At 33.7% G+C, this 12331-nt stretch carries 10 protein-coding genes; all 10 read left to right on the top strand.

Annotated elements, in window-relative coordinates:
- Nucleotides 1-47 precede the first annotated feature (47 nt).
- The 10 genes from sucD (at nt 48) to hisC (ending at nt 12329) form a co-directional block, all read left to right on the top strand.
- On the top strand, nt 48-920 hold the full coding sequence (sucD, locus tag H7350_RS06820) for a succinate--CoA ligase subunit alpha (protein WP_204345149.1): 873 nt from the start codon (nt 48-50) through the stop codon (nt 918-920).
- Between the two features lie 115 nt (nt 921-1035).
- Nucleotides 1036-4005, top strand: a complete 2970-nt coding sequence (locus H7350_RS06815) for a M16 family metallopeptidase (RefSeq protein ID WP_204345148.1) — start codon at nt 1036-1038, stop codon at nt 4003-4005.
- Nucleotides 4006-4145: 140 nt separating this feature from the next.
- Nucleotides 4146-4511 carry a hypothetical protein gene (locus H7350_RS06810; RefSeq protein WP_204345147.1) on the top strand — a complete coding sequence of 122 codons (366 nt, stop codon included), beginning with the start codon at nt 4146-4148 and terminating at the stop codon, nt 4509-4511.
- Between the two features lie 107 nt (nt 4512-4618).
- On the top strand, nt 4619-5365 hold the full coding sequence (gene fabG / locus H7350_RS06805; protein WP_204345146.1) for a 3-oxoacyl-[acyl-carrier-protein] reductase: 747 nt from the start codon (nt 4619-4621) through the stop codon (nt 5363-5365).
- Between the two features lie 59 nt (nt 5366-5424).
- The gene (locus H7350_RS06800; protein WP_204345145.1) at nt 5425-7458 is read left to right on the top strand and encodes a VWA domain-containing protein; all 2034 of its coding nucleotides are present in this window, start codon (nt 5425-5427) and stop codon (nt 7456-7458) included.
- A gap of 11 nt (nt 7459-7469) precedes the next feature.
- On the top strand, nt 7470-8282 hold the full coding sequence (locus H7350_RS06795) for a prohibitin family protein (protein ID WP_204345144.1): 813 nt from the start codon (nt 7470-7472) through the stop codon (nt 8280-8282).
- Nucleotides 8283-8289: 7 nt separating this feature from the next.
- Nucleotides 8290-8832: a hypothetical protein gene (locus H7350_RS06790; protein ID WP_204345143.1), complete on the top strand. Its 543-nt coding sequence runs from the start codon at nt 8290-8292 to the stop codon at nt 8830-8832.
- A 277-nt stretch (nt 8833-9109) separates the two neighbouring features.
- Nucleotides 9110-9967 (top strand): ATP phosphoribosyltransferase, encoded by an 858-nt coding sequence (gene hisG / locus H7350_RS06785; RefSeq protein ID WP_204345142.1) that lies wholly within the window; start codon nt 9110-9112, stop codon nt 9965-9967.
- Entirely contained in the window at nt 9967-11250 is a 1284-nt protein-coding gene (gene hisD, locus H7350_RS06780) for a histidinol dehydrogenase (protein ID WP_204345141.1), read from the top strand. Before hisG ends, hisD begins: the two co-directional genes overlap by 1 nt.
- A 29-nt stretch (nt 11251-11279) precedes the next feature.
- Nucleotides 11280-12329, top strand: a complete 1050-nt coding sequence (hisC, locus tag H7350_RS06775) for a histidinol-phosphate transaminase (protein ID WP_204345140.1) — start codon at nt 11280-11282, stop codon at nt 12327-12329.
- Nucleotides 12330-12331: the final 2 nt, after the last annotated feature.

The following is a 12331-nucleotide window of genomic DNA, read 5'->3' as shown; positions in this document are numbered from 1 at the left end:
GTAAGAAATTCTTCTAATCACAAAAAAGTCAAATAAAACAAACACAAATGAGCGTTTTAGTTAATAAAGATTCAAAAATAATAGTTCAAGGTTTTACTGGTAGTGAAGGTACGTTTCACGCAGGCCAAATGATTGAATACGGAACCAATGTTGTTGGTGGAGTAACTCCAGGAAAAGGAGGTCAGACACACTTGGATAAACCCGTATTTAATACCGTTGCTGAAGCGGTTAAAGAGGTGCAAGCCGATACCACAATTATTTTTGTTCCTCCAGCATTTGCTGCAGATGCGATCATGGAAGCTGCCGATGCTGGAATTAAAGTCATCATTACAATTACAGAAGGCATTCCTGTAGGTGATATGATTAAAGCCTCAAATTATATAAAAAATAGAGACTGCAGATTAGTTGGTCCTAATTGCCCAGGAGTTATTACTCCAGGTGAAGCTAAAGTTGGTATTATGCCAGGTTTTGTGTTCAAAAAAGGAAAAGTTGGTATTGTGTCTAAATCGGGTACATTAACTTACGAAGCTGCTGATCAGGTTGTAAAACAAGGTTTAGGAATTACAACCGCTATCGGAATTGGTGGTGATCCAATTATCGGAACAACAACCAAAGAAGCTGTTGAATTATTAATAAACGATCCTGAAACTGAAGCTGTGGTTATGATTGGAGAAATTGGGGGTCAATTAGAAGCCGATGCTGCACATTGGTATAAGGCAAGCGGAAGTAAAAAACCAGTTGTAGGCTTTATTGCAGGAGAAACAGCACCAGCAGGACGTACTATGGGACATGCAGGAGCAATTGTAGGAGGAAGTGATGATACAGCACAAGCTAAAAAGAAAATTATGAGAGCTTGTGGTATTCACGTCGTAGATTCACCAGCCGAAATTGGTAAAAAAGTAGCAGAAGTTATTGGTTAAGAATGATTTCCTGTTAAAATAAATATAAAACACATTCGTTATAATTCCGTTGACTGTAACTTAGTCAACGGAATTTTTTTTAACTAACTCAATTAAAATTAACAATTATTATCACATGAAAAACATCAAACTATGTGTTATGCTGTTTGTAATTGCATTAGCTTACAATTGTAAAACAGATAACAAAAGTGATTTGGCCTATGCTGTCGAATCTAAAACAGACAGTAATGGATTTGCTTTCGAATCTGTTGCAAATGACCCAACAGGTTTACGCTTATACACGCTAGATAACGGTTTAAAAGTGTATTTAAGTAAAAATATTGATGAACCTAAAATTCAAACGTTTATTGCTGTAAGAGCAGGTTCTAATTATGATCCAAAAGAATCTACAGGATTAGCACACTATTTAGAGCACATGGTTTTCAAAGGTACCGATGAAATCGGTACAGCAGATTGGGAAAAAGAAAAAGCGTATTTAGATCAAATCTCTGACCTATATGAACAACACAGAGCTGAATCTGATCCAGAAAAGAAAAAAGAACTATATAAAAAGATTGATGAAATCTCATTAGAAGCATCAAATCACAGTATCGCAAATGAGTACGATAAAATGGTTGCTTCTTTGGGTGCAACAGGAACTAATGCTTATACGTGGTTCGAGCAAACTGTTTATGTCAATAAAATACCTGCAAACGAATTAGAGAAATGGTTAAAAGTAGAAAGCGAGCGATTTAGCCAGTTAGTATTACGCTTGTTTCATACAGAGTTAGAAGCTGTATTTGAAGAATTTAATAGAGGTCAGGATAACGATTATAGAAAGCGTTATGCAGCAATGTTAGATGGTCTGTTTCCTAATCATCCTTACGGACAACAAACGACTATAGGAATAGGAGACCATTTAAAAAATCCTTCAATGGTTGATATTCACAACTATTTTGATAAATACTACGTGCCAAATAATATGGCTATGGTATTAGTTGGTGATATCGATTTTGAGAAAACGATAAAAGGGGTGAATGACGCCTTCGGAAAGTTTGAAAGAAAAGAAGTTGTTCACCCAATACTACCTAAAGAAGAACCTATTACATCACCAGTAATTAAAGAAGTTTTTGGTCCAACTGCTGAAAATATTTCAATTGCTTTTAGAACTGATGCTTCTGGAACAAAAGAAGAAAAGTTAGTCACTATGTGTGATATGCTTTTAGCTAATGGTACTGCCGGACTTATAGATTTAAACTTAAATCAGCAGCAATTAGTTCAAAATGCGAGCTGTTCTCCAACATTCTTAAAAGAATATGGTTACCACACTTTTACAGGAACACCTAAAGAAGGGCAAACACTTGATGAAGTGAAATTATTATTACTTGGTGAAATTGAAAAACTTAAAAATGGAGAATTTGACGAATGGATGCTTGATGCTGTTATTAATGACTTAAAATTAAGTGAAACTCAGCGTTATGAAAATAATTCAGCCTTAGCAGATATGTATGTCAATGCGTTTATCAAACATTTAGACTGGAAAGGTAGAGTTGAATTTTTAGATGATTTAAGAACAATAACGAAACAAGAAATCGTTGATTTTGCAACCAATTTTTATAAAGACAATTATGTTGTAACCTACAAACGTCAAGGTGAAGATGATTCAATTGTAAAAGTTGAAAATCCAGGAATTACTCCTGTCAACCTAAATAGAGAAAAAAGTTCTGCCTTTTTAACCAATTTCAATGCTATAGAGTCAAAACCTTTAGAGCCAAAGTTTATCGACTATAAAGAGGCAATTAAAGAGACTAAAACTGATAATGGTATCAATGTGTCTTATATTAAAAATGAACAAAATGATTTATTCAACATGAATATCATTTTTGATATGGGAAGTGATAATGATAAAAAACTCGGACTCGCTGCTGGATATATGGAATACCTAGGAACAGATAAGTATTCTGCTGAAGAATTGAAAAAAGAATTCTATAAATTAGGAGTCAATTATTACGTTAGTGCTGGAGCAGAAACAACTTATGTTGGTTTAAGCGGAATAAAAGAAAACTTACCTAAAGGTTTAGAATTATTAGAGCATCTATGGAATAATGCAGTACCTGACAAAGAGGCTTATGATAAATATGTCGAATCTATAGCTAAAGGACGAAAAGATAACAAAACTCAAAAAGGAAGTATCCTATGGAGTGGTTTAATGAGTTATGGAAAGTACGGCGAAAATTCACGTTTGAGAAACATTTTTAAAGTCAGTGAATTGCAAGCTATGGATCCTGCCGAATTGGTTGAGATTGTTAAAGACATGAAAAACTATGAGCAGCGAATTTTTTACTACGGAAAAGATGTCGATGCTGCTGTAGCTGCTTTAAACACAAGTCATGTAGTTGCTGATGAGCTTAACAAATACCCAGAAGCAATGGCTTATCTTGAAAAAGAAACTGGAGGCAATGTGTACTTTGTAGATTTCGATATGGTGCAATCTGAAATGCTGTTTTTAGCTAAAGGCGATCCTTTTAAAGCTGAAAACATGGCGGCTTCTACTTTGTTTAATACCTACTTCGGAAGCGGATTGTCTTCAATCGTTTTTCAGGAAATTAGAGAATCTAAATCTTTGGCTTACTCTGCATTCTCAAACTATAGTAATGCTAGCAAACAAGATGATTCTAATTACGTCATGGCTTATATTGGTACGCAAGCTAATAAAATGCCTCAGGCTGTTGATGCAATGATGGATTTAATGACAAATATGCCTGAAGCTGAAGAGCAATTTAATGCTGCTAAAGAATCGACATTAAAAAAACTTGCAGCGCAACGAATCACTAAATCAGATGTATTTTGGAATTATGAGCGACTTAAAAAGTTAGGTATCGATAATGATAATCGAGAAGAGATATATAATACCATCAAAAACATGACTATGGATGATCTTCGTGGTTTCTTTAATGAAAACATTAAAGGGGAAAACTATAATGTTATGGTAATTGGTAATAAGAAAGATATCGATTTTAATGCTCTAAGTAAATTAGGGAAAGTTCAGGAAATGGATATCGATTATTTATTTAACTATGAACAACCTGAAGAAATTAAAATGTAGTTTCAGCTAAAACGCATTTAAATATAAAGGCAGCTAATTTTTAGCTGCCTTTATTATTTGAGATAAAATTTGATGAAAAAGAGCAAAGCGATATCAATAGATTTTGGTTAATTATACTTGTAATCAAAACTATTTATACAATGAAATACTTAATAACATTATTCATAATTGTTCTTCCTATCATTGGATTTGCTCAAGACCCGATGTTGCAAAATGACACTGACGAATTAGAAGATCAGGCAACTCAAATCACACAGCAATACAATAATGAACTGGCATTAACATCAAAACAGTTTGTGTTATTTCAGAAAAAGGTAGAAGAATTTTTAATTAGAAGAGAAACTATTGAAACAAAATATAAGGGAAAAGAAAAGTTAGACTTGTTGTTTACAATGCAAGAAGTAGAAACTCGAGAAATGAATGACATTCTCACGAGACCACAACTCAACTTATACAAAAAAATTAAAGCAAAAATTCAGCCGCTATCAGTAGTAGATAAACGGTAAAATATCTACACATATATGTTAAAAACCTCACAAGAATTTGTGAGGTTTTTATATGTTGTGCAACTTGTAATTGCTATATTTGAATACCAACTATTAAATAGTAAAAAATGAAATTATTAGAAGGAAAAACAGCAATCATAACAGGTGCAAGTCGAGGTATAGGTAAAGGTATTGCCGAAGTTTTTGCTCAACATGGAGCTAATGTTGCATTTACATACAGCTCTTCTGTAGAGGCAGCAAATGAGTTAGAAAAAGAATTAAACAGTCAGGGTATTAAAGCTAAAGGTTACCAAAGTAATGCAGCGAATTTTGAAGACGCTCAACAACTTGCAGAAGATGTCTTAGCCGAATTTGGAAGCATCGATATCTTAGTTAATAATGCAGGTATTACAAAAGACAACCTTTTAATGCGTATGGGTGAAGATGATTTCGATAAGGTTATTGAAGTGAATTTAAAGTCAGTATTTAATATGACCAAAGCGGTTCAGCGTACCATGCTAAAACAACGTAAAGGGTCTATAATTAATATGAGTTCAGTAGTTGGCGTAAAAGGAAATGCTGGACAAACAAATTATGCGGCGTCTAAAGCAGGAATTATCGGGTTTTCAAAATCTGTAGCTTTAGAGTTAGGATCAAGAAATATAAGAAGTAACGTCATTGCTCCAGGGTTTATAGAAACCGAAATGACAGCAAAGCTGGATGAAGAAACCGTAAAAGGTTGGAGAAGTGCTATTCCTTTAAAACGTGGTGGTACACCAGAAGATATAGCAAATGCTTGTGTGTTTTTAGCAAGTGATATGAGTGCTTATGTCACAGGACAAACCTTAAACGTCGATGGTGGAATGTTGACCTAATTCGAATTTGATTTCACAGAGTTTAGACAATAGTTTAAATGCTGTTCGAAAGCTATTACATGCAAACAGAAACAATAATATACATGATCATATCTGGAATTTTAGCGCTATTACTAGCGCTTTTTCAGTATGCTTATAAGTCTAAATTAAGTGGAAACCGGTCCTGGCTGCTCATGCTGTTGCGATTTATTTCACTATTTGCTGTTTTTGTGTTGCTTATCAATCCGAAATTTAATACGGTTACATATTACAATGAAAAGCCAAATTTAGTCGTTGCTATAGATAATTCAGAGTCCATTCGTTATCTTAATCAAACTGAAAGTACTACTGATTTCATTACAGCATTAAAAGCTAATGAAGCTCTGAATGATAATTTTAATTTAGAGTTTTATAGCTTCGGAAAAGAGCTCAATTCAGTAGATTCGTTGTCATTTGATGAAACACAATCCAACCTGGCTTTGGTGTTTGAACGTTTATCAGAAGTATATAATAATTCAATTTCTCCTACAGTGCTCATTTCCGATGGGAATCAAACCTATGGAAATGATTATACCTATCTGACAAAACGTTACAAGCAACCTGTGTTTCCTGTGATTTTGGGTGACACAACAACCTATACGGATGTGAAAATTCAGCAATTGAATGTCAATCGCTACGCGTATTTAAAAAACAAATTTCCTATTGAAGTTATTGCGACTTATAACGGAAACGCAACAGTTAATACACAATTAAAAATTACTGCTGGTAATGCGATTCTGTTTTCTAAGCCAGTCACTTTTAGTAAGTCACAAACATCACAAATTGTCAATATAACATTGCCGGCAAATAGAGTAGGTGTTACGAGTTATCGCGCAGAGATTGTTCCTTTAGATAATGAAAAAAACAAGGTGAATAACATTAAAAACTTTGCTGTAGAAGTTATTGATCAGAAAACCAGTGTCGCTATTGTTTCAGATATTTTGCATCCTGATTTAGGAGCGTTGAAAAAATCGATTGAAAGTAATGAACAACGAAGTGCGGAAATTTTATCTACAGTAGAATTTTTAAATAAGTCTAATGACTTTCAATTGGTAATTGTGTATCAACCAACAAATAATTTTAGAGCATTATTCAGTGAAATAGATAAGCTGAAGTTGAATAAAATTATCATTGCCGGAACAAAGACAAACTGGTCATTATTAAATCAGTTGCAAAGTAATTTTAAGCAGGAACTTACCAATCAGGTGGAAGAATTTCAGCCAACCCTAAATCAAAACTATGCTACTTTTATTGTTGATAATTTAAACTTTGGAGAATTTCCGCCTTTAAAAGCAGAGTTTGGTAGCACATCATTTACGGTTCCTTACCAAACCATTCTTTATAAAACTATTAACGGAAATCAAATTGACGAGCCATTGCTGGCTACATTTGAAATCAATGATAAACGTGAAGCATTACTATTGGGTGAAGGCATTTGGAGATGGAGAGCACAAGCATATATGAATGAAAATTCATTCAATATGTTTGATAATTTTATGGGAAAACTGGTACAATACTTAAGTACTAATAAACGTAGGGCGCGACTCAATGTAAATTACGAATCGTTCTATAATGGTAATGATAATGTAAAAATCACTGCGCAGTTTTTTAATAAAAATTATGAGTTTGATGATAATGCTACGCTAAATATTACATTAAAAAATAAAGCGACAGAGGCTGTCAAATCATTTCCTTTTGTTCTGAAAAACACAAACTATGAAGTAGATTTAAGTGGTTTAGAGGCAGGAGATTATAGTTTTACAGTTAAAGTTAACTCCGAAAATATTTCAAAATCTGGTGAGCTCAAAATACTAGATTATAACGTAGAGCAACAATTCTTAAATGCTAACGTCACTAAACTTCAAAACTTAGCATCTACAAGTCAAGGATCGTCTTATTTTATCACAAATGCTTCTGAAATTGCAAATGATTTACTTAATGACTCAAGGTTTGCAACGGTTCAAAAAAGCACTAAAAAAGTCGTACCTTTGATAGATTGGAAATATCTTCTTGCACTCATTGCGCTTAGTCTAGCTTGTGAGTGGTTTATTAGAAAATATAACGGACTAATTTAAAAATTTAAACTATGGAAAAATTACCAAAAGGCGGTGTTCTAACTATCATCGTTATTGTTGCTGCATTAATATTATTATTTAAATCGGTTGTGACTATAGATTCAGGGCACGCTGGTGTACTTTATCAATTAGGAGGAGGAGTTGATCCTGAGAGTGAACCACTTGGAGAAGGTATAAATTTTGTCGCACCATGGAACAGTGTTATCGATTATGAGGTAAGACAACAGGAATTGCCTGAGAAAATGTCGGTATTATCCTCAAATGGTTTGGATATCAAGCTAGATGCTTCAGTACTTTATCAACCCGATTACAAAAACTTAAGTCGTTTACATAAAGAAAAAGGTAAAGAATATATTAGTAGAGTTTTACAGCCAGCTATTAGAAGTGCTGCACGTAGTGTTGTTGGACGTTATACTCCAGAGCAACTATACTCAAGTAAACGTGATGCTATTCAAGATGAAATTTTTGAGGAAACCAAAAAAATTGTCGAGCCACAATACATTCAGTTAAACAATATTTTAATTCGTGATGTGACGTTGCCTCCAACAATTAAAGAAGCTATTGAGCGTAAATTAAAGCAAGAGCAAGAATCGTTAGAGTATGAATTCAGACTTGTTACCGCTGAAAAAGAAGCTCAAAAAGTTAGAATTGAAGCGCAAGGTAAAGCCGATGCGAATAAAATTTTAAGTGCTTCACTTACAGATAAAATACTTCAGGATAAAGGCATTGATGCTACAATCAAATTGTCTGAGTCTCAAAACAGTAAAGTCATTGTTATTGGATCTGGAGATTCAGGAATGCCAATCATATTAGGTAATCAGTAAACTTATAGTGAGAGCTTGTATTTTATGTTTACTAATATCTGTTTTTGGGTTTGCTCAAAAGGACAATCAATCTTTCTATAGAAATTTTGTAGAGGCTTATTACAACAAACAAACTCCAGAACCTATATTGATTTATGATGATATGGGTGGAAATGTTGTAGATACGTTGTATAACATTGCCGACAAGAATTCATGGTATAAGATTGCTATTACTGAAAGTGAATTTGGTTGGTTTAAAATGCGTAACATCCAAAGATTACCGAGTTCGTATAAAAATTTCCCTTATGATGATCATTGGGTGAAAAGTACTAACTTTTTAGTGCATGTCGATAATTATGATGACAATCATCAGGTGTATATATATGATTTACCATCATTAAATTCTAACCGAATTCATAAAATGGATAATTTTCAAATTGTGAACATTATAGAAATTAATGATTTATGGTCGAAAGTGAAATTTAAAGTTGGTAAAAAACGAATTGAAGGTTGGTTGCGTTTTAAAGATCAATGTGCCTATCCGTGGACTACTTGTCCAAAATATGAGTAATTTGCAATTTGAGCTTTAAATATTAATAATATCATAAATCTTCTTCTAAGATTAGGTTTTGTTAATTTTAATTTGCAATCTTTGTTTAAACATAACAACTAATGTATTTTATTCAATCACATCATCATCATTTTCATACTGGCACTCAAGCGAGCTGAAAATGTATTGAATGAAATCAAGATATTTAAAAAACCGTTTGAGTAAATCAAACGGTTTTTTGTTGTTTAACAAGTTCCTTAAATGATTTGCTCAAGCTAAAAAAAATAAAAAAGTAATTATGAGTAAATTAAAAATTGCAGTACAAAAATCGGGAAGACTTCACGATGATTCCATGCGGATTCTTAAAGATGTAGGAATTTCAATTGATAACGGAAAAGATCAGCTTAAAGCCTCGGCTAAAAATTTTCCACTCGAAGTATTTTACCTTCGGAATGGCGATATTCCACAATATTTAAAAGATGGAGTTGTAGATGCAGCTATCATAGGAGAGAATGTTCTGGTTGAAAAAGGCAATGGAATTTCTAGTATCGAAAAATTAGGATTTTCAACGTGCAAAGTATCTGTTGCTATTCCAAAATCAAAAACATATACATCCATTCAGGATTTGGAAGGCAAGCGCATAGCCACATCGTATCCAAATACGGTTAATCAATTTCTTAAGCAGAATAAGGTCAATGCCAATTTGCACATCATTAATGGATCGGTTGAAATTGCGCCTAATATCGGATTAGCTGATGCCATTGTAGATATTGTTTCCAGCGGTAGTACATTGTTTAAAAACGGATTAAAAGAAGTTGATGTGTTGTTAAAGTCTGAAGCCGTTCTAGCTGTATCACCAAAAATATCTTCAGAAAATCAAAACATATTAGATAAACTTCAGTTTCGTTTGAAATCGGTTTTACGAGGCCGACAAAGTAAGTATGTATTACTTAATGCTCCAGACGAAAAGTTAGAAGCTATCATAAATATTTTACCAGGAATGAACAGTCCGACAATTCTGCCTTTGGCAAAAGAGGGTTGGAGTTCATTGCATTCGGTGATTAATAAAAATGAATTCTGGGAAGTGATTGATGAACTCAAAAGTAATGGAGCCGAAGGAATTTTAGTATGTCCAATTGAAAACATGGTACTGTAATGAAAACGATTTTAAACCCTAAAAAAACAGATTGGTCTGCTATATTAAAACGACCAACTCAAACTGTTGAAAATATTGAAAATACTGTTAATCAAATATTCAATGACATACAAAGACGTGGAGATAAAGCCATTTCTAAATACACTGAATTGTTTGATGGTGTTACATTAGATGCAACAGTTGTTAGTGAAAAAGAGATAAGTGAAGCTTCACTGCAGGTTCCAGAAGCACTAAAGAAAGCAATTCAAACTGCTAAAACAAACATTGAAGCGTTTCACCAGGCTCAGGAAACCAAGCGTGTTACAGTTCAAACCTTTCCTGGTATAGAATGCTGGCAGGAAAAACGAGCAATCGAAAAGGTTGGCTTATATATTCCTGGAGGCACTGCACCATTGTTTTCAACTGTTTTAATGTTGGCTATTCCAGCTCAGATTGCAGGTTGTAAAGACATTGTAATGTGTTCTCCACCAAATAAAGAGGGTCTAATTGCTAATGAAATTTTATATGCCGCTCAATTATGTGGTGTAACAAAAATCATTAAAGTTGGAGGTATACAGGCTATTGCAGGAATGACCTTTGGAACTAAAGTCATTCCGCAGGTATATAAAATTTTCGGGCCAGGAAATCAGTATGTTACTGTAGCTAAGCAATTGGCTACCAAATATGGTGTTGCCATCGATATGCCTGCTGGTCCAAGTGAGCTTCTAGTCGTAGCTGATGATTCGGCAAACGCAAGTTATGTAGCCTCAGATTTATTGAGTCAGGCTGAGCATGGAGCCGATAGTCAGGTGATATTAATATCAACGTCTCAACAACTTATTACCCAAGTTGCTAATGAGGTGAAACAACAATTAGCAGTATTGCCTCGTAAAGACATGGCTGAGAAAGCTATAGATAATTCGAAACTTATTTATGTGGAAACTGATACAATTGCGATGGAAATGATTAATGAGTATGCTCCTGAACATTTTATCATTTGTACAGAAAATGAAGATTTTTACATTGACTATATCGTAAATGCTGGCTCCGTATTCATAGGAAACTACACACCAGAAAGTGCAGGTGATTATGCCTCTGGTACAAATCATACGTTGCCAACAAATGGTTATAGTAAATCGTACTCTGGAGTCAATTTAGATAGCTTTACCAAGAGCATCACATTTCAGAAAATATCAAAAGAAGGGCTATTAAACATTGGTAATACCATAGAATTTATGGCAGAAGCTGAAGGACTTCAAGCTCATAAAAATGCAGTAACATTGCGACTAAACGATTTAAAATAAGACGCTATATTAAATTCAGTACAATGATAATGAAGCAAAAATTTAATTTAAACAACCTCATTCGTGACAATATCAAAAACCTAAACCCATATTCTTCAGCAAGAGATGAATATAAAGAAGTTTCTGGTAGTATGGTATTTCTTGATGCTAATGAGAATCCATTTAATAATGGTGTCAATCGATATCCAGATCCTCAGCAAAATCAGGTAAAAACGCAACTGTCCAAACTGAAATCTATCTCAGTAGACAACATACTTCTAGGTAATGGAAGTGATGAAGTTTTAGATTTAATTATTAGAGCATTTTGCGAACCTAATCAAGATAGTGTTATCACATTGCCTCCAACATATGGTATGTATGAAGTATTGGCTAATGTCAATGCTGTGGAAGTTATAAAAATTCCTTTGAGTTCAAATTTTCAACCACAAGTAGATAAGATTCTCAAAGCATCGTCTAAGGCTACTAAATTACTGTTTCTCTGTTCTCCTAATAATCCAACGGCAAACAGTTTTGATACGAAACAAATCGAACTATTGCTTAATGAATTTGAAGGTATAGTGGTAATAGATGAAGCCTATATCGATTTTTCAAAAGCAGAAAGCTGGATACAGCGCTTAGACGAATTTCCTAATTTAATTGTAACACAAACCTTATCTAAAGCTTATGGCATGGCAGGAATTCGACTGGGAGTTTGCTATGCGTCAAAGGCAATAATTTCGATTCTAAATCGCATTAAGCCACCTTATAATATTAACGAATTAACACAGATAAAGGCTTTAGAATACTTAACAAAACCTCACCTGGTTATCGAAGATGTAAGACGTATATTAGAGCAACGCGACTGGTTAATGACAGAGCTAAAATACATAAGCTGTATAAACACAGTTTACGATTCTGATGCTAATTTTATTTTGGTTAGCGTTGATAATGCCACAGCTCGATATTCTGAACTGGTAAGTAAAGGTATTGTCGTAAGAAACAGAACTAATCAACCTTTATGTGAAAATTGCTTGCGATTTACTGTCGGTTCGCAAATGGAAAACATCAAATTAATTACAGCATTAAAATCACTAAAATAAGC

The organism is Psychroserpens algicola, from assembly GCF_014526325.1.
Classification (GTDB): Bacteria; Bacteroidota; Bacteroidia; order Flavobacteriales; family Flavobacteriaceae; genus Psychroserpens; species Psychroserpens algicola.
The sequence above is the reverse complement of the archived record's forward strand: the minus strand, read 5'-3'. Positions and strand labels throughout refer to the sequence as shown.

Excerpts from the sequence above, each read along its gene's own strand:
- H7350_RS06795 (WP_204345144.1), top strand. The coding sequence starts at position 7,470 with ATGGAAAAATTACCAAAAGGCGGTGTTCTAACTATCATCGTTATTGTT.
- hisG (WP_204345142.1), top strand. The coding sequence starts at position 9,110 with ATGAGTAAATTAAAAATTGCAGTACAAAAATCGGGAAGACTTCACGAT.
- H7350_RS06815 (WP_204345148.1), top strand. The coding sequence starts at position 1,036 with ATGAAAAACATCAAACTATGTGTTATGCTGTTTGTAATTGCATTAGCT.
- fabG (WP_204345146.1), top strand. The coding sequence starts at position 4,619 with ATGAAATTATTAGAAGGAAAAACAGCAATCATAACAGGTGCAAGTCGA.
- H7350_RS06800 (WP_204345145.1), top strand. The coding sequence starts at position 5,425 with ATGCAAACAGAAACAATAATATACATGATCATATCTGGAATTTTAGCG.
- hisC (WP_204345140.1), top strand. The coding sequence starts at position 11,280 with ATGAAGCAAAAATTTAATTTAAACAACCTCATTCGTGACAATATCAAA.
- hisD (WP_204345141.1), top strand. The coding sequence starts at position 9,967 with ATGAAAACGATTTTAAACCCTAAAAAAACAGATTGGTCTGCTATATTA.
- H7350_RS06810 (WP_204345147.1), top strand. The coding sequence starts at position 4,146 with ATGAAATACTTAATAACATTATTCATAATTGTTCTTCCTATCATTGGA.
- sucD (WP_204345149.1), top strand. The coding sequence starts at position 48 with ATGAGCGTTTTAGTTAATAAAGATTCAAAAATAATAGTTCAAGGTTTT.